The 25,714-nt window shown below is 38.0% G+C and carries 22 protein-coding genes; 7 read left to right on the forward strand and 15 right to left on the reverse strand.

Translation table 11 applies throughout. The features are described 5' to 3' along the window. Positions 1 to 2: 2 nt before the first annotated feature. From JM83_RS06665 to hflX, 5 genes are all read left to right on the forward strand, one after another. Positions 3 to 3,128 (forward strand): VPS10 domain-containing protein, encoded by a 3,126-nt coding sequence (locus JM83_RS06665; RefSeq protein WP_261376377.1) that lies wholly within the window; start codon positions 3 to 5, stop codon positions 3,126 to 3,128. A 5-nt stretch (positions 3,129 to 3,133) separates the two neighbouring features. Then, positions 3,134 to 3,682 (forward strand): CopD family protein, encoded by a 549-nt coding sequence (locus JM83_RS06670; protein ID WP_144960556.1) that lies wholly within the window; start codon positions 3,134 to 3,136, stop codon positions 3,680 to 3,682. A 47-nt stretch (positions 3,683 to 3,729) separates the two neighbouring features. Continuing rightward, on the forward strand, positions 3,730 to 5,193 hold the full coding sequence (locus JM83_RS06675; protein WP_144960558.1) for a sensor histidine kinase: 1,464 nt from the start codon (positions 3,730 to 3,732) through the stop codon (positions 5,191 to 5,193). A gap of 205 nt (positions 5,194 to 5,398) precedes the next feature. Further along, positions 5,399 to 6,181 carry an enoyl-CoA hydratase/isomerase family protein gene (locus JM83_RS06680; RefSeq protein WP_144960561.1) on the forward strand — a complete coding sequence of 261 codons (783 nt, stop codon included), beginning with the start codon at positions 5,399 to 5,401 and terminating at the stop codon, positions 6,179 to 6,181. A 316-nt stretch (positions 6,182 to 6,497) separates the two neighbouring features. Beyond that, the gene (gene hflX / locus JM83_RS06685) at positions 6,498 to 7,718 is read left to right on the forward strand and encodes a GTPase HflX (protein ID WP_144960562.1); all 1,221 of its coding nucleotides are present in this window, start codon (positions 6,498 to 6,500) and stop codon (positions 7,716 to 7,718) included. A 52-nt stretch (positions 7,719 to 7,770) separates the two neighbouring features. On the opposite strand, the gene JM83_RS06690 is transcribed toward hflX, so the two are convergent. Further along, the gene (locus tag JM83_RS06690; protein ID WP_144960564.1) at positions 7,771 to 9,165 is read right to left on the reverse strand and encodes a DUF5689 domain-containing protein; all 1,395 of its coding nucleotides are present in this window, start codon (positions 9,163 to 9,165) and stop codon (positions 7,771 to 7,773) included. 20 nt (positions 9,166 to 9,185) lie between these two features. After that, entirely contained in the window at positions 9,186 to 11,996 is a 2,811-nt protein-coding gene (locus JM83_RS06695; RefSeq protein ID WP_144960566.1) for a carboxypeptidase regulatory-like domain-containing protein, read from the reverse strand. Positions 11,997 to 12,122: 126 nt separating this feature from the next. Between JM83_RS06695 and JM83_RS06700 the strand changes: the two genes are divergently transcribed. Beyond that, positions 12,123 to 13,172 carry an endonuclease/exonuclease/phosphatase family protein gene (locus JM83_RS06700; RefSeq protein WP_261376378.1) on the forward strand — a complete coding sequence of 350 codons (1,050 nt, stop codon included), beginning with the start codon at positions 12,123 to 12,125 and terminating at the stop codon, positions 13,170 to 13,172. Here JM83_RS06700 and JM83_RS06705 read toward each other — a convergent pair. The 13 genes from JM83_RS06705 to JM83_RS06765 all read right to left on the reverse strand — a co-directional run bounded on the left by JM83_RS06705 (position 13,169) and on the right by JM83_RS06765 (position 24,389). Then, on the reverse strand, positions 13,169 to 14,245 hold the full coding sequence (locus JM83_RS06705) for a PA0069 family radical SAM protein (RefSeq protein ID WP_144960568.1): 1,077 nt from the start codon (positions 14,243 to 14,245) through the stop codon (positions 13,169 to 13,171). The genes JM83_RS06700 and JM83_RS06705 overlap by 4 nt on opposite strands. Positions 14,246 to 14,736: 491 nt before the next feature. Then, entirely contained in the window at positions 14,737 to 15,642 is a 906-nt protein-coding gene (locus JM83_RS06710; protein ID WP_144960570.1) for a DUF3078 domain-containing protein, read from the reverse strand. Positions 15,643 to 15,647: 5 nt separating this feature from the next. Next, entirely contained in the window at positions 15,648 to 16,160 is a 513-nt protein-coding gene (locus JM83_RS06715) for a DUF2480 family protein (protein WP_144960572.1), read from the reverse strand. A gap of 136 nt (positions 16,161 to 16,296) precedes the next feature. After that, positions 16,297 to 16,620 (reverse strand): SUF system Fe-S cluster assembly protein, encoded by a 324-nt coding sequence (locus tag JM83_RS06720; RefSeq protein ID WP_144960574.1) that lies wholly within the window; start codon positions 16,618 to 16,620, stop codon positions 16,297 to 16,299. A gap of 1 nt (position 16,621) precedes the next feature. Then, entirely contained in the window at positions 16,622 to 17,044 is a 423-nt protein-coding gene (locus JM83_RS06725) for a SufE family protein (RefSeq protein ID WP_144960576.1), read from the reverse strand. Positions 17,045 to 17,082: 38 nt separating this feature from the next. After that, a complete protein-coding gene (locus tag JM83_RS06730) occupies positions 17,083 to 17,514 on the reverse strand; it encodes a hypothetical protein (protein WP_144960578.1) in 432 nt (143 codons plus the stop codon). A 465-nt stretch (positions 17,515 to 17,979) separates the two neighbouring features. Further along, positions 17,980 to 19,218, reverse strand: a complete 1,239-nt coding sequence (locus JM83_RS06735) for an aminotransferase class V-fold PLP-dependent enzyme (RefSeq protein ID WP_144960580.1) — start codon at positions 19,216 to 19,218, stop codon at positions 17,980 to 17,982. Between the two features lie 146 nt (positions 19,219 to 19,364). Then, a complete protein-coding gene (gene sufD / locus JM83_RS06740; RefSeq protein ID WP_144960583.1) occupies positions 19,365 to 20,681 on the reverse strand; it encodes a Fe-S cluster assembly protein SufD in 1,317 nt (438 codons plus the stop codon). A gap of 291 nt (positions 20,682 to 20,972) precedes the next feature. After that, the gene (gene sufC, locus JM83_RS06745; protein ID WP_144960585.1) at positions 20,973 to 21,725 is read right to left on the reverse strand and encodes a Fe-S cluster assembly ATPase SufC; all 753 of its coding nucleotides are present in this window, start codon (positions 21,723 to 21,725) and stop codon (positions 20,973 to 20,975) included. A 36-nt stretch (positions 21,726 to 21,761) separates the two neighbouring features. Then, on the reverse strand, positions 21,762 to 22,139 hold the full coding sequence (locus JM83_RS06750; protein ID WP_144960587.1) for a hypothetical protein: 378 nt from the start codon (positions 22,137 to 22,139) through the stop codon (positions 21,762 to 21,764). An 8-nt stretch (positions 22,140 to 22,147) separates the two neighbouring features. Continuing rightward, positions 22,148 to 23,593: a Fe-S cluster assembly protein SufB gene (sufB, locus tag JM83_RS06755; RefSeq protein WP_144960589.1), complete on the reverse strand. Its 1,446-nt coding sequence runs from the start codon at positions 23,591 to 23,593 to the stop codon at positions 22,148 to 22,150. A gap of 37 nt (positions 23,594 to 23,630) precedes the next feature. Continuing rightward, positions 23,631 to 24,020, reverse strand: a complete 390-nt coding sequence (locus JM83_RS06760) for a four helix bundle protein (protein WP_186434955.1) — start codon at positions 24,018 to 24,020, stop codon at positions 23,631 to 23,633. A gap of 39 nt (positions 24,021 to 24,059) precedes the next feature. Next, positions 24,060 to 24,389, reverse strand: a complete 330-nt coding sequence (locus tag JM83_RS06765; RefSeq protein WP_144960593.1) for a HesB/IscA family protein — start codon at positions 24,387 to 24,389, stop codon at positions 24,060 to 24,062. A 245-nt stretch (positions 24,390 to 24,634) separates the two neighbouring features. Here JM83_RS06765 and thiL point away from each other — a divergent pair, with 245 nt between their 5' ends. After that, positions 24,635 to 25,687 (forward strand): thiamine-phosphate kinase, encoded by a 1,053-nt coding sequence (gene thiL / locus JM83_RS06770; protein WP_144960595.1) that lies wholly within the window; start codon positions 24,635 to 24,637, stop codon positions 25,685 to 25,687. Positions 25,688 to 25,714 lie beyond the last annotated feature (27 nt).

A 25,714-nucleotide genomic window follows, 5' to 3' on the forward strand; every position in this document is an offset into this window, starting at 1 on the left:
CTATGAGGACATTTTTACCTAAACTTCTTCTTGTATTTTTTTTCTTCGGAATTTATACAGAAACCAATGCACAGCGGAACAAGAAATCTGCCGAAACAACTATAGATTCATCTGCCTTCGGGGCTTTAAAATATAGGTTGATAGGGCCTTTTAGAGGAGGGCGTTCTGCGGCCGTAGTGGGAGTTCCCGGAGAGCCAAACTTGTTTTATTTTGGTGCCACAGGTGGAGGAATATGGCGTACTACTGATGGCGGACGAACCTGGGAGAACATTTCTGACGGATTTTTTGGAGGAAGCATTGGAGCGATAAGTGTTGCCAATAGCGATCATAATATACTATTTGCCGGAGGAGGGGAAAAAACCCTAAGGGGAAATGTCTCTTCCGGGTCGGGAATATGGAAATCTGTAGATGCCGGGAAAACATGGAAATCCATGGGCTTGGAGAAAAGCAGGCATATCCCAAGGATCTCCATTCACCCAACCAATCCAGAGATCGTATATGCCGCCGTATTGGGGAATATTTACAAACCAACCCAAGAACGTGGTATTTATAAAAGTACCGATGGGGGAGCAACTTGGAAAAGAACACTTTTCGTTAATGAGCAAGCGGGAGCAGTAGATCTTATTATGGATCCCAATAATCCGCGAATTTTATATGCTTCCACTTGGAGAGTGCAACGAACTCCTTATAGTTTGAGCAGTGGTGGAGAAGGATCGGCGCTTTGGAAGAGTACAGATAGTGGGGAAACCTGGAAAGAGATTTCAAAAAATAAAGATTTTCCTCAAGACACCTTGGGAATTATGGGAATTACGGTATCACCGGTTAATTCCAACAGGCTTTGGGCAATTGTCGAGAATAAGGAAAAAGGTGGCGTTTATAGAAGTGAAGATGCTGGCGAAACCTGGAAGAACATAAATAGCGACCGGAGCCTGCGTCAAAGGGCTTGGTATTATACTCGAATCTATGCCGATCCCAAAGATGAAGATGTGGTATATGTGGTGAATGTTTCTTATCATAAATCCAAAGATGGGGGGGAGAATTTTACTTCAGCAAGGGCGCCTCATGGGGATCATCATGATATGTGGATAGCTCCGGAAAATCCCAATCGGATTATTATGGGAGATGATGGTGGTGCACAGGTAACTTACGATGGTGGGAAAACTTGGAGCACGTATCACAATCAGCCTACAGCACAATTTTATAGATTGACTACAGATAATCACTTTCCGTACAGGATTTATGCCGCACAACAGGATAATTCCACGATTAGGATAGACCACAGAAGTACCGATTATTCAATTTCCGAAGAGAACTGGGAATCTACCGCAGGCGGGGAATCGGCACATATTGCAGTAGATCCAGAAAATGATGACATTGTTTATGGAGGAAGCTACGGTGGATTTTTATCTCGTGTAAATCACGAAAAGAACACCCAACGTGCAATTAACGTCTGGCCAGATAATCCTATGGGGCATGGTGCAGAGGATATGAAATATAGGTTTCAATGGAATTTCCCGATCATATTTTCCAAACATGATCCCAACAAATTATATACGTTTTCCAACCATGTACATGTAACTACCAATGAAGGTCAGTCCTGGGAAACCATTAGTGAAGATCTTACCAGAAACGATAAGTCAAAACTCGGTTCCAGTGGAGGACCAATTACCCAAGACAATACAGGAGTAGAATATTACGCCACTATTTTTGCTGCGGAAGAATCTGCCTTGCAAGAAGGTTTGATCTGGGTGGGAAGTGACGACGGATTGGTGCATGTAACCAAGGACGGAGGAAAGAATTGGGAAAATATCACTCCAAAAGGATTGCCGGAATGGGCGCAGATAAATTCACTGGAAACCAGTGATCATGATGCGGGGACTGCCTATATTGCTGCAACCAGATATAAACTGGGGGATTTTGCACCGTATCTATACAAAACTACAGATTTTGGAAAAAGCTGGACAAAGATCACCGATGGGATAGGAAATGAACATTTTACCCGTGTAATTCGTGAAGACCCAACCGATAAAAACTTGTTATATGCAGGAACTGAAAATGGAATGTACATCTCCTTTAATCAAGGAAAACAATGGCAGGAATTTCAATTGAATTTACCTATAGTTCCTATAACAGATCTTGCTATTAAAGAGGACAATTTAATTGTGGCCACACAGGGAAGGAGTATTTGGATTTTGGATGATTTAAGCGTCCTGCATCAATATACTCCTGAAAACTCTAAAAAAGACTCATTCCTTTATCAGCCTAAAGCTACTTATAGAATAAGTGGAGGAGCACGGGAAAATTCCAAGACTGAGGGCACCAATCTTCCGAATGGAGTGGTGACCTATTTCAACATAAAAAATCTGGACGAAAAGAAAGATACCATTCATCTTACCTATTTTAATCAAGCAAATGATACTTTAAAATCCTTCGGGAATCAAGCTAAAGAAGATAAGTTAAAAGTGAAAAAGGGTTCCAATATGTTTGTTTGGAATATGTATGAAAAAGGTGCCGAAAAATTGGATGGAATGATCCTTTGGTGGGCAGATTTGGAAGGCCCAAGGATCCTTCCTGGAGAGTATGTTGTGGAACTAAATGTGAATGGAAAAAAAGAGCGCAAAAACTTTAAGGTATTACCAAATCCCAATGCAGAAACCGATAAAGCAGGATTACAAAAGCAATATGATTTTATTGCAGATGTGAATGCAACGGTGGACGAGGCTCATAAATCCATCAAAAAGATCAGAAAGATCAACGAGCAACTTAAATCTTTTCAAACTCAATATAAAGGGAACGAAAATGTAAAAGACCTGGTTGAAAAAGCGAAGCAAATGGAGGAGGAATTTGGAGAGATAGAGAAGGCGCTTTACCAAACCCAAAACAAGAGCGGGCAAGACCCTTTGAATTTCCCGATTAAACTCACCAATAAATTGGCACATTTAAACTCCTTGGTAGGAATGGGGGATTTCCCACCTACAGATCAGGACTTAGCGGTGAAAAACGAGTTGTCTTCAGCAATAAAAAAACAACTGACTGCTTTTGACGCTTTGATAGACAAAGAAATTGAAGAATTCAATAGACAATTTAACGCCAAGAACCTTAATTATCTATTTTTGGACGCTCAATAAGATCCATGGAATATTACAATTATATTAAAGCCCTGCATTTAATTTTTATAGTTACCTGGTTTGCGGGACTGTTCTATATTCCGCGGCTGTTTGTTTATCATATAGAAGCAGCCGCGAAGTCAGAACCAGATCGGTCTATCTTGACCACACAATTAAAACTGATGACTAAAAGGCTTTGGTATATCATCACCTGGCCTTCGGCAATTTTAACCAGTATCTTTGCATTTTGGATGCTATTTCTTATGCCGGTTTGGGTAGAACAAGATTGGATGCAGGTAAAATTGGGGTTTGTGGTTTTGCTGTATGCCTATCATTTTAAATGTCATTTGATCTTTAAGGAAATGCAAAACGATGTTATAAAATGGACTTCCAACCAAATGCGACTTTGGAATGAAGGCTCTACGCTGATCCTTTTTTCAGTGATTTTTTTGGTGATCGTTCGGGATGCCATTAACTGGATCTACGGAGTGCTTGGAATATTTCTGTTGGCCGCTATGTTAATGCTTGGAATCAAGATATATAAGCGTATTCGCTCTAAAAATCCCAATGCTTAATGTGGTGTGATAATTGATTATTTCAGAATACGTACTCGAAATATTTTATGAAGCTTTTAAAACTGTCTTTAAGAAACCGGATTTTCATTTCCATGATGTTGCTGGTTCTTGTAGCTTCCATACTTATTGCCGGGGTTACAGTTTTTCAATATAAACAGGAGTCTGAAGATTATCACCGCGAACGTCTGGAACGAAAAGAGCAGGCAATTAGGGAGAACATAAAATTTGTTTTAGAGGGAACTAGTTATTTGGTGAATACAGAGAATATGCCTGTAATCCTTCAGCAACACGATAAAATTTATGAGATCTCACAGGTGCACGACATGCAGCTTAATGTGTACGATCTTAATGGAAAACTGCTTATAAAATCCAGCGAATCTTTTTTTAGGGATACTACCAATGTCCAGATCCCAAAACATATTATCAAGGAACTGGAAAATTCGCCTAATAAGCGATATTTAAAGAGGTCTCAGGTAAATGATCAGAAATTCCAGTCTTCTTATACGTATATAACCGACAATAAATTTAAGCCTTTGGCAATCCTTTATTTGCCATATCTGCAGGATGATGATTTGCTTCAGAAAGATTTGAATGATTTTTTAATGAAGTTGGGAGAAATCTATCTCTTTATGTTCCTAATTGCGATTTTAATGTCCTATTTCCTTTCCAAATACATTACGAAATCGCTTAAAATAGTATCACAAAAGATCATAGAGACCCGATTGGACAAACGCCTTCAGAAGATTCAAATTGACAATGCTTCCGAAGAGATCTATGCGTTGGTTTCAGCCTATAACAGTATGATAGACGAGCTGGAGGAAAGTGCAGTAAAACTTGCAACAGGGGAACGGGAACAAGCATGGCGCGAAATGGCAAAACAGGTGGCGCATGAAATTAAAAACCCGTTAACGCCAATGCGCTTAACCGTGCAAAGCTTCCAAAGAAAATTTGATCCTAACGATCCAAATGTGCATCAAAAAGTAGACGAATATACCAACACCCTTATTCATCAGATTGATACCATGAGCGCAATTGCTTCTGCATTTTCCAATTTTGCAAAGATGCCGGCACAACAAAATGAGATCCTGAATGTTCCAAAGATCGTTAAACTGGCGCTGGATATTTTCAACGAGAACTACATTGTTTTTTATTCAGAAAAAGAAGAAATTCTCGCAAAGTTTGACAGGACCCAACTGATTAGAGTGGTTACCAATCTGGTTAAAAATGCTACCCAAGCCTTAAATGAAGAAGCAGGCCCCAAAATATTGGTGGAGGTAAAGGAAGAAGCAGGAATGGTCATAATACAAGTATCAGACAACGGACTTGGGATTCTGGAAGAAGATAAAGAAAAGGTCTTTGAGCCTAAATTTACCACCAAATCCAGCGGAATGGGACTGGGACTGGCGATGGTTAAAAATATTGTGGAAACCTACCATGGGGATATTTCCTTTGCTTCAGAAAAAAATAAAGGCACTATCTTTACCGTAAAGTTTCCAAAACAAGCGACTTGAAAAAAGGTATATTTATTAGCATCTTTAACGGGATGCTGAACTCGTTTCAGTATGACGCCAACTTTAGGAAATAGCATTGTCACCCTGTCCCGAAGCATCGGGAGTCTCAGGATCTAAAACATCTCGACTTCGCTCGATGAGACATTATGAATCTGGACAGAGAATAGGGAAAACATATTATAAGAATTTAAAAAACCCATAAACAATGAATTTTGAAAATATAATAGTTGAAAATAACGAAGGCATCCTTCAAATAATGATTAATAGACCCTCAAAATTGAATGCTTTGAACAAAGCGACTATAGGTGAATTGCATGATGCCTTTGAAGATGCAGAAGAAGACACTGATGTAAAAGTGGTTATTTTAACCGGTAGCGGGGAGAAAGCTTTCGTTGCAGGAGCGGATATTAGTGAGTTTTCAGATTTTTCCCCGGAAGAGGGAAAAGTGCTTGCTGCCGAAGGCCAGGCGAAATTATTCGATTATGTTGCTAATTTCCCGAAGCCTGTAATTGCCGCTATAAATGGATTTGCACTTGGAGGTGGATTGGAGCTTGCCATGGCTGCACATTTTAGGGTAGCCAGCGATAATGCAAAAATGGGCCTTCCAGAAGTTTCGCTTGGAGTAATTCCAGGTTATGGTGGTACGCAAAGATTGCCTCAATTGGTGGGAAAAGGACGTGCCATGGAAATGATCATGACGGCTGGGATGATAGATGCCAATCAGGCATTGCAGTACAATTTGGTGAACCATGTCGTTTCTCAGGAAGAGTTGATTGATTTTGCTGAAAAAATGGCTGGAAAGATCATGCGAAATTCCTTGGTTGCAATAAGCTCTGCGATTAAAGCTGTGAATGCAAATTATGAATCTGGGGTAAATGGCTTTGAAACTGAAATAGATGAGTTTGGTTGGTGCTTTGGTACGGCCGATTTTAAAGAAGGAACCGCAGCATTTTTAAACAAACGAAAAGCAGATTTTCCCGGGAAGTAGGTAAAATTACCTTTTGATTGCCAAACTAAGGTCGAAATGTGAAGTTATAATATAAAGATCCAGAGCAGTTGTTGTTTTGGATCTTTTAGCTTAAAGAAATATTAGAATTTAATACGAATGTCATCCTGAAGGGAACATAGTGGACTGAAGGATCTCAATGCAGTAGAATCTTTGGCACTAGAGATCCCTCCTTAAGTCGGGATGACACTAAATCAACATAATATCAGTTTTAAAATTAAATTTTCACTTAGTTAAACTTTTGTTGAATACAGCACTCTAAGATTTAGGTTACAATCTATTGTGTAACTTTGTGATTATGATAGAAAAGAATGATTTAACATACGAGAAAGCGGTGCTCATTGGGGTTGTTACCCAGCAGCAAAGCGAAGATAAACTTAATGAGTATTTAGACGAACTAGAGTTTTTAACATATACTGCCGGGGGTGAGGTTTTAAAGCGCTTTACCCAAAAAATGGAAAAGCCTAACCCAAAAACATTTATTGGAACTGGTAAGATTGAAGATGTAAGGGCTTTTATTGCAGCCAATGATGTTGGAACTGCCATTTTTGATGATGAACTTTCTCCTGCGCAACAAAAAAATATAGAAAAGATCTTGGATTGTAAAATTCTGGATAGAACGAATTTAATTCTGGATATTTTTGCCCAAAGAGCCCAAACAAGTAATGCGCGAACACAAGTAGAGTTGGCTCAATATCAATACTTATTACCTCGTCTAGCGGGTATGTGGACGCACTTGGAACGTCAGCGTGGGGGTATTGGAATGCGTGGTCCCGGGGAAACAGAGATCGAGACAGATAGAAGGATTGTACGTGATAAAATTGCCCTATTAAAGAAGAAGATCGAAACCATCGATAAGCAAATGGGCGTACAACGAGGAAATCGTGGATCCCTTATTCGTGTTGCCTTGGTTGGATATACGAATGTGGGGAAATCTACTTTGATGAATGTGATAAGTAAGAGCAAGGTTTTTGCTGAAAACAAATTATTTGCCACTCTAGACACCACCGTGCGAAAAGTGGTTATCAGGAACCTGCCTTTTCTATTAACCGATACCGTTGGGTTTATCAGAAAACTTCCCACTCAATTGGTAGAATCCTTTAAGTCTACACTAGATGAAGTAAGGGAAGCAGATTTATTATTGCATGTGGTAGATATATCGCATCAAAATTTTGAAGATCATATTGAATCTGTGAACCAAACATTGGCAGATATCAAGAGCAATAACAAGCCCACTATTATGGTGTTCAATAAGATCGATGCCTTTGTTGAAGAAAAAATAGAAGAAGACGATCTAATCACTGAGCGTACCGAAGCGAACTATTCTTTGGAAGAGTGGAAAAAAACTTGGATGAACAGAATGGGGGATAATGTACTATTTATCTCTGCCTTGAATAAGGATAATATAGAAGAATTCAGGAAAAAAGTTTACGACGTGGTTCGAGAGATCCACGTTACCAGGTTTCCTTACAATAACTTTCTCTATCCAGAATACGAGGAGATTGAGGAGAAGGAATAAGTTGTTATAAATATAATTCAAATAAGCCTGTTGCTTTTTAGTAGCAGGCTTGTTACTTTCCCGTAACCCTAATATTATCAATATCATAAGTGGTTGTTTTATCTGGTGCCGCCCCGAGATATTTAAATGCCACATGTACAGTCCCTTCCAAACAAGAAACATCAATTTTGGAGTTTTTGAAGTTTTTACCAAACTGGCTGGTTGGCCCAACAGGGATCTTGGCATCCAAAAGTTGCCATTCTGTAGTAAGTGGATTTCCTGTAAAACCTGTTGTAATAAGCACAGATAGCAACACCCCATTATCGTAAGAAGATTTCAAATCAAAACTCAGCACTTCATTAATGGAGTTGTTAAAATTAATTCCAGGAGTTATCAGCCAAGCTTCCAAAGGATTTTCTGAAGTCTCATATGCCGAAATCCTAATATACCGATCGCTATTCAAGATCCCATCTTCAAAACGCTCGTTTCCCCCATTTACGTTTACGTTGGTCCATCCCCGGCCATCCAAAATATTCTCATTACTCACTCCAACAAAATTCTCCTGAAATAATACTTTTGAGCCTTCTGTTTCATTTTCGCCGCATTTCAAAAAGGCTGGATCGCATCTGGCATCAGCTTCAAATTGAAGGTCTTCTGGAGAATTAAGAATTACCACAAATTGATCATCGTAAAAATTTCGGGTTAAAACTCCTTCAATGTTTCCTGATAATTGAGGCAACAACAAAGATTTAAAATCTGAAAAGGTGCTAGTGCTCAAAAAACTTGTGCTGCCAGTTGTACAGCTCTCTATTTGTCGTTCCCCATCGAATCTATCGGTTACCTCAGCAGCAAATGTAAATCGCTTCTCCTCTCTTACCAGATTTCTATTGAATTGCACCCTTTCCAAACGTACATACAGGTTTCTATAGGCTTCAGAAAAATCCTTTATATCCAGCGGTAGTGGTTCTATTTCTGAAGAAATTCCAGACCTCATAATATGCTCATCTATTAAAGATGCTGGAATTGCAACGACATCTCCTCTATTCTGAATTCCCAGTTGAAATACGCCATTGTTAAACCATAAACTCAATCCGTCCAACTTTATATAAATTTTCCTACCAAATTCATACGTTGAAAATAAGGAGGTATTATCCACCAAAATTTGAATTCCTGAAGAAGGATTGGCAGCCCGATCTTGTATGATGAGTTTCTTGTAAAAATTCCCAGCCTCATCACTGGAAATCACATAGCCTTCAATAAAATCCTCTGTATTTTGAAAGGTATATATCTCACCCGTTGTAGGGTTATAATTGCCTTTTATGCCTGAAATACTGGTCAGATTCCCATCGAAACCATCATCAACTTCCGTGGTTTTAGGCACTTCAAAATCATCGGTTTTTACGCAAGCATTCATTAAAAAGACTAAAAATAATAGCCCTACCAACTCAATAATTTTAAATCTCTTCATCTTCTTTCCATTTATATTTTTCAAAATCTTATATATACATTCCCATAATAGGAAGCTCCCGTTCCATACCAATATTTAGATCCAAATACTGGTTGTTCCCGATCCCTATCTGCCTTAAGGGTTCTAAAATTTGCATTTCGAGATTGCTCGAAACCTCCGGTTTTATACAATTCGTCCAAAATATTGTTGATGCTCACAAAAAATCCTATATAATAATTTTTTATTCGCCAAGATTTTCCGCCCACGGTGTTCAATAAAAAATAATCGTCAAATTGTTCTTGTTTTAAGAGGTCTCGTGCCATATTCTCGTCATAATTTAAAAGTGGCAAGCCATCAGAATCTGTCGCAAAATTGCTGGTCCTAGCAAGCGGACTCACATCTGCAAAAGCATGGGAAAAATAATTGAGCGTCGTGCCAAACCACCAGAAATCGGGATCACGATATTCAAATCCTATTTGTGCGGCTCGTTGCGGGCCACCCGCGATCCTGTAATTTTTTAAATTCGATTCCCCATAATCTTGGGCTTCAATAAAATCGTCGGAGGTAAGTTTTAAGTTGGGATTGTTGTTATAGGTGAATTGTCCCATGGCAACAGCTGTTTTCAACTTTAAAGTGGAGGTTACTTGCGCCTCGGCTCCCATTTCTAAACCAAGGTGTTGTTTATCTATACCTGTTAATATCTCCTGTACAAAAGCTGTGGTGCTATTTCTTCCCAAACCAGAAAGCCCATCGGCATAATAAAAGGAGATTTCGGTGGCATTGTTGATCTGGGTAAAATATCCCGTAAGCCTAGCTTTTAAAAAGGAACTTCGAAAAATGTAACTGGCATCCCCAGAATAAATACGTTCGCTGTTTATCCCCTCTACTACATTGTTGTTTTGCCTCGAATTAGAAAACGAATTTTTAAGAGCGGGAGCCTTTGTGAAATAGCCCGCGTTAAATTCCAACAAATGCTTCCCGGTAATTTTCCATACAGTCCCGGCCTTTGCCCCATAATCTGTAAAGTCTAGCGCTTTACTTTTTCCAAATGAACTTTCCGGGAAATTTCCGTTTTTATATAATCCTTCACGCTGGTAATTGGTTTGAGATAAACTGAAGGCTGCATAAGAATCCCACTTTTCGGTCCTAATCAATGCATTTATAAATGCTTCAGCAGAAGCTGCTTTCCACTTAAAATTGTATTTAAATCGTTCTCCTAATTTGGCGATCCTATTTGGGTTCAAAAGATCACTTTGTGCCTTGTCCCCTTCAGAAAAGAAATCTACATCCAGATATCCCGTTCCGCCTAAAAGGTCATTTACTTCAGCATAATTTTCGCTATTTAGATTGGAAAACTTTAGCTTGGCGGTTAGCATTAATGAGGAATTGATATTCGCAGTTAAAATTGAATTTACATTTAACAGCTTGTCTTCCACTTTATCTTCAGCGCTTACATAAATTGAATTTCCACCATTGTTTAGGGAAGAACTATTGGCTTTATATAGCTCCCGCCAATCGATTTGTCCATTCTGTTGAAAATCCTTTTGAGCCCGATAGGCCGCTTCAAAATTCTGATTGTCAAAAAACCTCAAAAAATAACTAGGTAGTTTTTGATAGTAGGAGGGATCTGGGTTGCTCCCGCCACCTACAAAACTTTGTTGTCCATCTGTTTGGGTCACCAAACGGGTTCCACCAAAATCCAAACGAGTATTTCCAATCGATCCAAATTGGTAGGCCACATTATTGTTTATTTTTAATTTTTCTGAAAGTTTCCAGAAATGGTTCAGCATTAAAATGGGCTCTTTTACTTCCTTGATCCTGCTATTCCTGATCTCCCCATTCTGAATGCCCCAAAATGAATTATATTTCCTGCCTTTTAGATCGTAAACCTCCTGAGTGTTTGCTGAAGATTTCCCTCGAATATTTGGAGTATAAAATCCCGTGAAATTTATGCTATGTGCATTGTTCAATTTTTTTTCTGCTGAAATAAAAAAAGAGTTTGCATCGTATAAAGTGCCTTCCACATAAGCCTCTTTGGCAAATCTTCTTGCTAAACCCAAGGCATACCACCAGCCCCCAGGCTTTTCCCCAGAGCTATACGTTGCCATAAGCCTCCCAGAATAACTTCTATTTGCAGACGCATAGGAAAGTTTGCCATTTTTCGCATACTGGGATGCACGCATTATGATATTGGTGTTTCCCGCCAAATTCCCAAAGGTGGTTTCCCCAGGAACCAAAGCATTGGCAAAAACCTGATTCCGCTGCAGGTCATTTAATCCTCCCCAATTGCTCCATTGTGGCCTTCCATCGAAGAACTTGTTCATCTCCACTCCGTTGATAGAAACAGTTCCATATTCACTTCCCAATCCGCGTGGCTTGAAGAAAGTTTGGCTGAAATCGAAGGCTGCTGCATTTAGAAACACATCGCGGGTTGCGTAAAGTAATCCAGTAATATTATCGGTCTCCCCTTGATCTTCATTTAACTCAGATTCTGACAAACTTATGGTCGCCAATTGAACTTGCTCTTTCATAAAATCGGGTTGCAATGGGATTAATTCTAAGCTTTTAGCTGTTCCGCCAACTAGATTTACAGAAATTCTTAGTAGTATATATCCTGCTTTTGAAACTTCCAAGATATAAGAACCACTTTCCAAGGAACTATCGGCAAATGCAAAACTCCCATCTTGTCCTGAAGTTTTTATATAGGCAGTTCCCTCCAATTTCAGGCGAGCCCCTGCAATAGGATCATTAGACAAGGCGTCCACTACGGAACCTGTAAGGGCGGTATTTTGAGCAGAAATCTTGAGGATGCCAAGAAGCATCAGAAATAATAAAAGCTTTCTGCCTTTCATTATAAACAACTCAATTTCAGCATTTAAGATACTATTTTTATTAAATCGAACTAATAAAAAATGTAAATTCACTAATAATTTAACTTTTAGCCATTAATGATACAGACTACTAGTAATTGTATAAATTTGAAAACAATTGTAATTTTTCTGATTGCAGTTGTTTTAATTACAGATAGTTCCTTGGCTCAGGAAAGAAAAGATTACAATATCTATACTATTGCGTTTTACAATGTTGAAAACCTTTTTGACACCGAAGATGATCCCTTAACATTCGATGATGACAGGACTCCTCTAGGAAAAGATGTTTGGACCCAGGAAAAATACGAGGATAAAATAAAGAACATCGCTAGGGTGATCTCCGAAATTGGCGTTGCTAATTCCAAAACATCTCCTGCCATTATTGGTTTATGCGAGATCGAAAATCTGCGGGTTTTAGAAGATCTGGTCAGCCATCCCTTTTTAGAAAAATTCAACTATCAAATAATACATTATGATTCTCCAGATATGCGTGGCATAGATGTCGCGCTGTTATATCAAAAATCATTATTTATTCCAGATGAGTCCCAATCCAGAAGGTTGCTATTATATGATCTGGATGAACCTACAAAAAGGATATTTACCAGGGATCAGTTGGTAGTTTCCGGCAAACTTAATGGAGAGCAAATTAATATAATCGTGAATCATTGGCCATCCAGAAGTGGAGGAGAAGCAAAAACCAATTATAGAAGGGAAAAAGCTGCTTACCTAAACAAACAGATCATGGATTCGCTTTATAAAAAAGATCCATTCGCCAAAATCCTAAGCATGGGCGATTTTAATGACGATCCAACCGATAAGAGCTTTAAAAAAATTTTAAAAACCAACAATAACCGGAAAACCATCATGGCTCAAGAGCTATTCAACCCTATGGAAAGCATGGTAAAGCAAGGTAAAGGTTCTTTGGCCTATAGGGATAGTTGGAATTTATTCGACCAAATTTTGGTTTCGGAATCTCTATTGGGTAGCCCTAACGGACTTCAGTTTTACCAAGCTGGAATATTTAACTCACATTATCTCATTACCCAGAATGGGCAATACCGTGGGTATCCTTTTAGAAGCTATGATTACAGTGGGTACACAGGAGGGTTTTCAGATCATTTTCCAGTGTTTGTATATTTGGTTTCCATCTCGAATTAAAACAGCTTCATTTGCCCATCCTTATATTGCTCATGAAGTTCACAATTAAGTTTTGGCATCGCCCTGCCCGATAAATACTTTTTTCGAGCGATCTTGAATTGCTGTGATACCTGTTCTGCTATATTGCCGGAACCTTTCATTCGTCTACCAAACTCGCTATCGTTCAAATTCCCCCCATGGCATTCAGCAATTTGATGCAATACTTTTTCTGCCCTATCCGGCATTGCTTTTTTAATCCAATCTGTAAATATTCCTCCGATCGCTCCGTTCAAACGAACTATGGTATATCCAACTCCTAAGGCGCCGTTTTCAGCAATGGTTTTTACAAGTGGAATAATTTCATGACTATTAATTCCCGGAATAATGGGAGCCATCATTACATTTACAGGAATATCATTTGAGGCTAATAGGTTAAGGGTTTCCAATCTTTTTTTGATAGTTGCTGTTCTTGGTTCCAAGAGCCTTCGAGTTTCTTCATTTAAAGAGGTGATGGAAAGATGTACTTGGACTAAATTGTCTTTTGCCAATTCCTTCAATAAATCCAAATCCCGAAGCACCAAGGAGTTTTTGGTGATTATCCCCACTGGATGTTTGAATTTCAAGAACGTTTTAAGAAGTTGTCTGGTAATCTCCAATTTCTTTTCGATAGGCTGATAGCAATCTGTATTTCCCGATAATACAATTGGAGCCGCCTTCCATCTTGGACTTTGTAGTTTTTTTGCCAGAAGTTCTACCGAATTTCTTTTTACCAGAATTTTTTGTTCAAAATCCAATCCGGCGCCAAAGCCCCAATATTCGTGGGAATTTCTTGCATAACAATAGATACAACCATGTTCACACCCTTGATACGGATTTAAAGAATAGCCCATTCCAACATCTGGGCTCATCACTTTATTCACGATCGTTTTTGGAAAAGTATCTATGAGGACTGTTTTGGAATTGGTTGCTTCATCTCCTTCAACAGCACAATAATTAAGAAAATCTGAGCGTAGCTCGTGACTATGCGCATCAAATTTGTTCGAAACATTTAATTGAGCACCTCTTCCCTTTATATATTCCTTTTCAAAAGCCATAAATCAAAAATATGGAAAATATCCTTTTTAACGGATATATTCCATATTAAATTTCAGAGGTCAGTAGACAAACACATATCTAAATAAGATGATTATCCTGTTAATAATCAGTATTTTAATCTTTACCACAATGTCAGTTCGAGATCCGTGATAAAAAAATTATCCAGTGTAGGAAATTGACGTGTTTTTTATATAAGCTGATGGGATGCTGAAACAAGTTCAGCATGACGACAATTCCGTATCGTCACCCTGAACTGGTTTCAGGATCCTGGATTCACAAATAAATAAAAACACGTCAATGGTAGCGCAGTCGAGAACTCTTCGTCCTCTAAATAAAGGTTTCGACTACGCTCAACCTGACAGATAGCGACATTGATAAATTAACTATCTACTGACCTCCATTAAATTTATTGGTTCAATATGGCTGAAAACGTAGCTTTTCAGTTCCAAACTTCAACACAATATGACAACCTAAAATGAGCTAGGACTTTTTAAAACTTATGGTTGATCCCAAGTCCGAATACTTCTCTAATTTGAAAAGCACCAACGGTATTGTCATCATAAATCGCTTGGAAGATCACGTTTGCAGAAAGATATTTGTTGATGCTCATTTCTATATTCAATAAATAGTCGATATCAACATTTTCAGGCTTATCAAGGTAATTAGAGTATAAATTTAAGGTATGCTCTGCGGTTACGTTCTCTAACAAGAACATTTTTGCATACACCCCAATAGATGCTCCAAACTCAAACCGGGTAGATTTTCCTTCATCTACTCCAAAATAATCTCCATCTACATATCCTGGAACGGTTGTGAATTTATCGTCTACAAAAATAAGTCTGGCAGTTGCCGGAGCTATATTCACACTTAAGTGTTCGTTATATTTCCAAAGCATTCCGGGGCCCGTTTGCAAATATCCGGGAGATAAAAAGTGCGTGGTTTCAGTTCTTATGGTTTCACCTGTTTCAGCATCTTCGCTAAAATCATATCCTTTGGCTAATTGTGACCTGAAATTCAAGAAATAGGAATAATACCATTTTGATTCTTGAATCTGTTTTCCAGCAATCGAATTGAATTCTATCCTATCACTGGTCTTTCTTGTAAATTCGTCATCTTTCACTTTAGTAAGGCCATAATTGGCAAGAATCCTATTGTCCCAAGTAAAATCGTTCATTCTATAGTTGAAATCGTAATTCAGGGTTAAATTCCCTGAGATACTGGATGTTCCACCCCCTGTCCATTCTTTGTTGAAAGCAGACTGGTTAAACAACAATTGGATATTCCCATTTTTGGACCAACCATTAGGTGGCACATCTTGTTCTTTTTTGTCTTGAGCGTTTACAGTTGAAGCAGTAACAAATACAAATACTGTTAAAGCAAGTAATAATTTCTTCATTCTATCTAAGCGTTTTTGTTTTTGAACAATGGTACAGAAGAGCAAGCTTCCCCATATAAGATACTTTTTGCAATAGGTTGCAATTTTTCAATCAATAATAAATATGCGTTTTGAGGTACTGGTTTATGGGAACAACCTTTTACAATAATCGGCTTTCCCTTCAATGCTGAAACATCCAGATCTTTGATAATTTCAGTATAAAGGATAGTTTCCAATATGTCCAGATCTCCGGTTACTACTTTTTTTGCAACAGGGCTTAAATAAGTAGAAAGCAGCATGTATGCCCAGGCCGGAATTATAGCGTCGGTAGTACAAGTTAAAGCCACAAATTTATCCTGATATTGGCTCCAATCGTGTGCTAGCGCCTTTTCCCTGAAAACAGCTTCTCTTAACACCAAACCTTCCAGTAACCAATCTTTAATGTCTAATAAGACGCGTTCACCCTGCGGGTAAAAATCCTCGAGATCGAAGGTTACCAGCTTGCTATTTGCAACTCTATTTATTATTTCTGTAGACATGGTCTTTATTATAAAATTCGATATTAAAAATAAAGGAATCATGTACCTAGGTACAAACCTGAAAAGAAGTCCCCGAGAATAATTAATGTGGGAGGAATACTTTTAACATTCAGGCGGGTTAAACCCTCAATGAGGCTTAAAGCATTCCCAACTCTAGTTTTGCTTCCTCACTCATTAAATCCTGAGTCCAGGGCGGATCGAAAGTGATCTCCACTTCACAGTCCTTGACAGTGTCCAAAGACCTCACCCTATCTTCTACTTCTTTTGGCAAACTTTCTGCAACTGGACAATTAGGAGTGGTAAGCGTCATTAAAATTTTAACGTCGTAATCTGTATTTACCATCACGTCGTAGATAAGTCCCAATTCGTAAATATCTACCGGGATCTCTGGATCGTAGATCGTTTTTAAAACCCGCACTATTGTTTCCCCCAATTCCTGAGTGTTTATTTCTGTTTCCATCTTAATCTAATTGTGTTTGATATGCGATTGCATACATTTTTAATTGCTTTATCATACTAACCAAACCATTTGCTCTTGTGGGCGAAAGATGCTCTTTTAGCCCTATTTCATCTATAAACTTAGTGTCTGCATCTAAAATATCTGAAGGATGCTGATTGGAATAGGCACGAACAAGAATAGCCACAATTCCTTTGGTAATAATAGCATCGCTATCTGCTGTAAAAACAAGTTTATCTCCTTCTAATACGGCATGAACCCAAACTTTACTTTGGCAACCTTTTATCAAATTTTCTTCAACTTTGTATTTTTCATCTATTAAAGGTAACGACTTTCCTAGCTCGATCATATATTCATAACGCTGCATCCAGTCGTCGAACATGGAAAATTCATCTACGATCTCCTCTTGTATTTCCTTTATGGTCATTCCTGTGATTTTATGCAAAAGTACAATAACAAGATGTGCTATTCAACTGTTTCCCCCAATCTTAGTATAGCTTTAACCAATGGTTTGATCTCGCTTGGAGGGTTGCCATGATCGAAGGAATTGGATTTGTAAACCTTGTCCCCCATCTTAATAGTTAGAATCGCATGTGCAGCTCCATCAAAGGTTCTTTTATTACTTGGTGGTTTTAACTTATTGATATTAGGGACATCTATTTCTTCCATTTTTTCCATGAGGTTTTCCCAGTCCTTAGAGGTCGTTTTTTCTGAAGCCTTGGTTTCTGTGCCCATATTTTTAACCACTTTTACCTCTTCTTTGTTCAACGTGCAACTAGTTCTAGAGCCACGAGTGATCGTTTCATATGTGAAACTGATGTCTTTCTCCTGCTCATTGTTTTGAGAACAGGTTTCAGCAATTAAAATGGGGAATAGAAGAATGAATATAAATTTCATAATATATGGTTTTGAGTAGAAATCGTTAAAATTGAAGAGGTAAAATACGAAAACTTAAGATGTTTGATTACCGCTATTTAAATATTTTGAAACAGGGCTGTTTAAGGCTAATAATAAAATTGATATGTATATCCGTAAAGTATCCTAAAATGATAAATAACGTCATTCTGAACTTGGTTCAGAATCATATAACACTAAGCAATATAGTAAATTGAGACCCTGAAATAAATTACCATTGACGTATTTTTATTTATTTGTGAATCCAAGACCCTGAAACCAGTTCAGGGTGACGATGGGGAATTGTCGTCATGCTGAACTTGTTTCAGCATCTCATAAGCTTCTATGAAAAATTCGTTAATTCCCTACGCTGGCTAATTTTTTTTATCAGGGGTCTCAGGGTGACGAAACAACTATAGGACATAAAGCGGATACACAAAAAATTGCTAAATATTGCTGCCATTAATGCTACTGAAGCATCATTTTTGCCTTTTTCACGGCTGCAATAAAGGAATCCACCTCTTTAAAAGTATTGTAAAAAGAGAAACTTGCGCGAACGGTTCCGGGAATTTTGTAGAAATCCATAACTGGCTGTGCGCAATGGTGACCGGTACGAACGGCAATCCCCAATTTATCTACGATTGTGCCTATATCGTAAGGGTGAAGTCCTTCAATATTGAAAGAAATTACCGAGGTTTTATTTTTTGAAGTCCCGTAAATCTTTACTCCTTTAATTTTGAGAAGTTCTTTGGTGGCATATTCAAGCAACTGATGCTCATAGGAAGCAATGTTCTTAAATCCTATTGCATTCATGTAATCCAGTGCAGCTCCAAAAGCGATTCCGCCACAGATATTGGGTGTTCCGGCTTCAAATTTATGCGGAAGCTCGGCGTAGGTTGTTTTTTCAAAAGAAACCGTTGCTATCATTTCGCCACCCCCTTGGTAAGGAGGCAGTCTATTTAGCCATTTTTCTTTTCCGTACAATATTCCAATTCCTGTTGGGCCACACATTTTATGGGCAGAAACCACATAGAAATCGACATCTAAAGCTTGTAGATCAGCTTTAATATGTGGAGCAGCTTGTGCTCCATCAACAAGAACAGCGGCACCCGCTTTATGGGCGGCTTCAATTATTTCTTCAATAGGATTAACGGTTCCAAGTGCATTGGAGACATGGTTCACAAAAACCATTTTCGTCTTAACAGAAAGTAATTTATGAAAAGCAACCATATCCAATTCGCCATCTTGGGTCATGGGAATTACTTGAAGTTTAGCTCCAGTTTTTTCACAAAGCATCTGCCAGGGCACAATATTGGAGTGGTGTTCCAATGCTGAAACTATTACTTCATCTCCTTTTTTCAACTCTTGTGCAAATCCATTAGCTACCAGGTTAATTCCATGAGTTGTACCCGATGTAAAGATGATCTCGTGGGAATTGGCCACATTAAAATGCTGCTGGATCTTCTTTCTGGCAGTCTCGTACTTATCTGTAGCTTCTTGAGAAAGACTGTGCACTCCCCTGTGGATATTCGCGTTGTAATTGGAATAATAATCTACAATTACATCTATCACCTGCTGTGGGGTTTGCGAAGTAGCTGCGTTATCTAAATAAACCAAAGGGTATCCATTTACTTCTCTTTTCAAGATTGGAAAATCCAAACGGATAGTTTCTATATCTAATGGCAATTTACTGGCAACAGCTTTCATACAGGACACAATTTTATTCTTAAGAATTCAAAACTTAAAGTTTGTTCCCAATTAGAGAACTTCGGGGCAAGCCCACGAGCTAAGAATGGGAAAACACTTTTAAAAATTTGAGGCAAGCCTCGCTGAATTAAACCCTCAATGAGGGATTAAAGATCAAAACCTAAATTCACTCCTAACTTAAGTGCGATTTGATGTGTTATTCTTTTTTTTATTTCCGGAATTTTCACACTTTCCATAACATTATTGGCAAAAGCGTACATTAGAAGGGCACGAGCTTCTTTTAAAGGAATTCCTCTGGAACGCAAATAGAACAATGATTCTTCATCCAATTGCCCAATAGTACAACCATGACTACATTTAACATCATCTGCAAAAATCTCCAATTGGGGCTTAGAGTTGATAGTTGCCTTATTGTCCATTAGAATATTGTTGTTGGACTGGAACGCATTGATCTTTTGTGCTTCTTTATCCACTAGGACCCTTCCGTTAAAAACTCCGGTAGAAGTATCGGCGAAAATGCCTTTATAATCTTGGTGGCTTTCGCAATTGGGCGAAGTATGATGAACCAAGGTGTTGTGATCTACATGTTGCTTCCCTTCAATTATTGTTATTCCCTTTAACGTAGATTCAGCACGTTCTCCTTTTTGATAAAAATTCAAATTGTTCCGGGTCAATTTTCCCCCGAAAGAAAAGGTATGCATAAAGCAATTACTTTCTTCTTTCTGCTCTACAAAGGTATTGTCTATCAACGAAGCAGAATCCCTGTCGTTCTGGATCTTGTAATAATCTACAATGGCACGTTTTTCAGCATAGATCTCGGTAACAGAATTGGTGAGTACCGGGTGGTCTGTTAAACTTTGATGCCTTTCTATAATTTGAACTTGGGAATTTTCTCCCACCACAATTAAATTTCTGGGCTGAACCAGTAAAGCCGATTCGTTCCCTGTTGAAAAATTGATTATTTGAATGGGCTTGTCTGCCGATTTATTCTGGCGGATATGAATAAATGCACCTTCCTTGGAAAAAGCGGTGTTTAGCGCATTTAGCCCACTGTTTTTGGGCACTATCTTGTTGAAATAGGTGTCTATAATTGGCTTGTACTTAGATATGTTCAATGCCGAGGACATTAAGCAAACATCTATTTTATCGTGTGTGGTTTCCGATAGATGGGAGGAGTGTATACCATCTATAAAGATCAATTTATAGGAGTCTATATCGTTAATCAGGTACTTTTTAATATCCTTATATTCTATAACATCTTCCTTTTTTGGGAAAACGCTATAATCATATTTCAATACCGAATTTAAAGAAGTGTATTTCCAAGCTTCATCCTTTTTAGAGGGAAAGCCTATGGTTTCAAATTCCTTAATAGCATTGCTCCTTAATTGATGTATATCTGTATCCACATCGAAAGCCTCTTCAAAAGCCATAAAAGAGGATACTAATTTATCTTTTAATTCCATTGTGTACAATTCAAGTTTTCTCTGCCTTTGGCAGGTATCAAGGGTCAAGTTTTAAACGTTGCACCTTGAATTTTTTTTTTTTAAATATGATATGAAACCGGCAATTTTTTGCTCAGCCTTTCACAATCATTTTTTAATCACTCATTGAGAGCTTGACCCACCAGAACAGCTGGGCAGGTTCCCAGTTTCAATAGCTATTGGGGTGATTCGAATTTTTTGATTGGCAGCCATGATTTTATAAATTTATCGATATGAGTTTTAACGTTCTCAGGCCTCAATCCTCAAACCTTTTTATACCGTTTTTTCTTGTTTCACCCAGTCATACCCTTTTTCTTCCAATTCGTAAGCCAATTCTTTTGTGCCGGATTTCACGATTTTACCATCTACAATTACATGTACAAAATCTGGAACTATGTAATCCAATAAACGTTGGTAATGCGTGATCAATAAAACCGCATTATCTTCGTTTCTAAGTTTGTTCACACCGTTGGCGACAACTTTGAGCGCATCGATATCCAATCCTGAATCGGTTTCATCCAAAATTGCCAACTTAGGATTTAAAATTGCCATCTGGAAAATCTCATTCCTCTTTTTCTCTCCTCCAGAAAACCCTTGATTTAGGGATCGGGACAAGAATTTACGGTCTATTTCCAATAATTCAGATTTATCACGAATTAATTTCAACATGTCCTTTGCAGGCATATCATCCAATCCTTGAGCTTTTCTATGCGCATTGATAGATGCCTTAATGAAATTTGTTACTGAAACGCCAGGAATCTCAACTGGGTACTGAAAAGACAAGAAAATACCTCTGTGAGCCCTTTCTTCAGGATCGAGGTCTGAAAGATCTTCTCCTTCAAACAAGATTTCCCCACCTGTCATCGCGTACTCTTCCTTACCAGCAATTACAGAAGAGAGCGTACTCTTTCCAGAACCATTAGGTCCCATGATAGCATGGACTTCTCCCGGATTAATTTCCAGATTTATTCCTTTAAGGATTTCTTTATCCTCTATATTGGCCCGTAAATTTTTTATTTTAAGCATGTGTTTATTATATTTTTTCCGTGAAAACCGGATAAATTATTCATTCATTTTTATAATGGGTTTCGCCATGATATCCACCACCTCGGTTATTTCAATCAATTGCGAATAGCCCGTGGCTTGTATGTTCTTTTTAACCTGTCCTTTTACTTTAATTGGAACAATGCTGTTTTCATCTTTTTTGAAAGCACTTAAGCTATCTGTAAGTTGAAATGCAACCGAATCCATTTTTACTTGATAAACAAAGGTGTCGCCTTTTAAAACTGCCGATTTTCCAACAGATATAAAATTCCCTTGATATACCTGAACACTATCTACAACTTTTTCAGCGATCTCCTTCTCTGGTTGCCCTTCAGTCTCATTATCGCATGCTACAGCAAATAGAACAAGGCTTGTTAAAAGTAGAAATTTCTTCATTTTTAATTTTATCCAACAGATCCCTCAAGGGATATTTCCAATAATTTTTGTGCTTCTACAGCAAATTCCATTGGCAACTTGTTCAATACTTCTTTACTAAAACCATTCACGATAAGCGCGATTGCTTTCTCCGTGTCTATCCCCCTTTGGTTGCAATAGAAAATTTGGTCTTCCCCAATTTTACTGGTAGTTGCTTCATGCTCTACTTGAGCGGTTTTATTTTTTACTTCAATATATGGGAAGGTATGCGCTCCACATTCATTCCCCATTAAAAGGGAATCACATTGCGAAAAATTTCTCGCATTTTCTGCCCTACTGTTTATTTGGACCAATCCTCTATAGGAATTCTGGGATTTCCCAGCAGAGATCCCTTTCGAGATAATGGTACTTCGGGTATTCTTGCCTAAATGGATCATTTTAGTCCCAGTATCTGCTTGCTGAAAATTGTTGGTTACCGCAATGGAATAAAACTCCCCAATGGAATTGTCCCCTTTTAAAATACAAGACGGGTATTTCCAAGTGATCGCCGATCCTGTCTCCACTTGTGTCCAGGAGATCTTTGCATTTTTCTCGCAAAGTCCGCGTTTGGTCACAAAATTATAAACCCCACCTTTTCCTTCTTTATTTCCAGGGAACCAGTTTTGTACCGTGGAATATTTTATCTCGGCATCATCCAAGGCAATTAGTTCCACAACCGCAGCGTGCAGTTGGTTTTCATCCCTGGAAGGAGCAGTACATCCTTCTAAGTAACTCACATAACTACCTTCATCTGCGATTAAAAGGGTTCTTTCAAATTGTCCTGTTCCAGCCTGATTGATCCTGAAATATGTAGAAAGTTCCATTGGGCATCTTACGCCTTTTGGAATATAACAGAAAGAACCATCACTAAATACAGCTGAATTTAATGCTGCGTAAAAATTATCTTTCTGCGGAACAACCGTCCCCAGGTATTTCTTAACGAGCTCTGGATGCTCTTTAATAGCCTCAGAAATACTCATAAATATAATTCCCTTTTCACCTAAGGTCTTTTTGAAAGTAGTTGCAACCGAAACGGAATCTACCACAACATCCATGGCAACATTGTTCATCTTCTTTTGCTCGTCTACAGAAATTCCCAGTTTTTTGTACATGGCTAAGAGATCTGGATCTACATCGTCCAATGTTTTATTTGGGTCTACAGTTTGGGGTGCCGAATAATAAGAGATGGCCTGAAAATCTGGTTTAACGTACTTTACGTTTGCCCATTCCGGCTCTATCATTTTTTCCCATTCCCTAAATGATTCCAATCTCCAAGTGGTCATCCATTCCGGTTCCTCTTTTTTCTTGGAAATAGCCCGAACGATATCTTCATTTAAGCCATTAGGGAACGTATCCGATTTGAAATCGGTATAAAAGCCATACTCATACTCTTTGGTTTCAAGCTCCTTTTTTAAATCGTCTTCAGTATATGCCATGTTTTGAAATTCAAAATTCTTAATTCAAAGTTTAAAATTATTTAAACTTACTTCCTTTATAATCACTTTGCTGCAAGTAATTCATAAAGCCTCCAATTTGTTTGCTAAGCATTATTAGTTTCTCATGCTCTGTATCAAATTCTTCTCGCGTAATATAATTTCTATCTAAGACTCTATATAATTGTGAGCGAGTCTCACCGCAGGATGCCTTGGCAATAGAAAGAAATTGACGAAATTCATTATTTCCATTCCTCTCAAATCCCTCGACTATATTATCCATTATTGATCCCGAAGAACCGTTAATTTGATCAAAAAGCCTATAATCCTTTTTTAAATCTGACTTTTCTCTTATTTCAAAAATCTTGTTACAGATTTCTCTAGATTTTATCCAAATTTCTAAATCTTCAAATTGTTTTATAGTCCCCATATTCAATTTTGAATTTTGGATTCGAAATTTTGAATTTAGTTAGAGCGAAAAACTTTCCCCACAGCCACAAGTGCGTTGCGCGTTCGGGTTATTGAACACAAAACCCTTGCCGTTTAGTCCGCCGGAATATTCAAGGATTGTTCCTGCCAGATATAAAACACTTTTCTTGTCGACAACAATTTTCACATCATTATCTGTAAAAAGTTTATCGGTTTCTTGTTGGGATTTATCAAATTTCAGTTCGTAGGATAATCCAGAACAACCCCCACTTTTCACACCAACGCGCACAAAGTCTGTAAGAGCATTATAGCCTTCATCGGTCATAAGCAATGCTATCCTTTTTTTCGCGTCTTCGCTTACCTTTATCATACTTAAAAAGATTCATTCTAAATTGGCAACAAATATACTAATAAACAAGCGTTTTACCATAGTTGTGGGATTTGTTTTAAAAATGGGGCTATAGGCAATTCCAATGAGTTTTTTAGTAAATTCTACTGAAAAAATATCGCATAATCAAAAGTGCTTTTAAGTCATCTTAAAATCATAAATGCTATCAAAACAATAATTTTTGAAAGAATATTCAGTTATTTTGTACATTCAAAATTCAAACAATCATGCTAGAAGATAGTCAACAAAGTAGAACAAAACTTTCAGAATTGGGGGAATTTGGTTTGATAGACCTTTTAACCAAAAATCTTGAAAGTAAATTGCCATCCACCATCAAAGGGATTGGTGACGATGCTGCTGTCTTAAATTTTGTAGGAAAGCAAACGATCCTTACTACAGATTTGTTGGTGGAAGGAGTGCATTTCGACCTTGCCTATATGCCACTGAAGCATTTAGGATATAAAGCAGTGATGGTAAACCTTTCAGATGTGTATGCCATGAATGGCGTAGCAACTCAAATAACCGTTGGGATTGCTTGTTCCAATAGGTTTCCGGTGGAAGCTTTAGAAGAATTATATGCCGGGATAGAGTTGGCTGCGAAATTATATAGTATAGATGTTGTTGGTGGCGACACGACATCATCCACAAAAGGCCTTTTAATAAGTATTACCGCTGTTGGAGTTGTAGATAAAGAAGATGTGGTTTATAGAAGCGGTGCAAAACCAAACGATCTGTTAGTGGTAACTGGAGATCTCGGGGCAGCCTATATGGGATTACAGATCTTAGAACGTGAAAAAGAGGTTTTTAAGGTGAATCCCAATTCGCAGCCGGATCTTGATGCCTATACGTATTTGATTGAAAGACAGTTAAAGCCGGAAGCAAGGCGGGATATTTCTGGATTGCTCAAATCTTTGGAAGTTAAGCCAACATCGATGATTGATATTAGTGACGGATTATCTTCTGAAATTATGCATTTATGTAAAAATTCCAAGACTGGAGTGAATTTATTTGAGGATAAAATCCCATTAGATCCTTCTGTTATTGCTGTTTGTGAGGAATTTAATATAGATAGCACCACAATTGCTTTAAGTGGTGGTGAAGATTACGAATTGCTTTTCACGGTTTCTCAAACCGATTTTGAAAAGATCAAGGCGAATCCCAATTTTTCAATTATAGGTCACATGACCCAAGAAAATGAAGGAATGCATTTAGTGACCAGAAGCAATACTAAAATTCCTTTAATTGCCAAAGGTTGGAATGCAATGGAAAAAGATGATTAATTGCGGCGTATAATAACAACTATAGCA

This window comes from Gillisia sp. Hel_I_86 (genome assembly GCF_007827275.1).
Taxonomy (GTDB): domain Bacteria; phylum Bacteroidota; class Bacteroidia; order Flavobacteriales; family Flavobacteriaceae; genus Gillisia.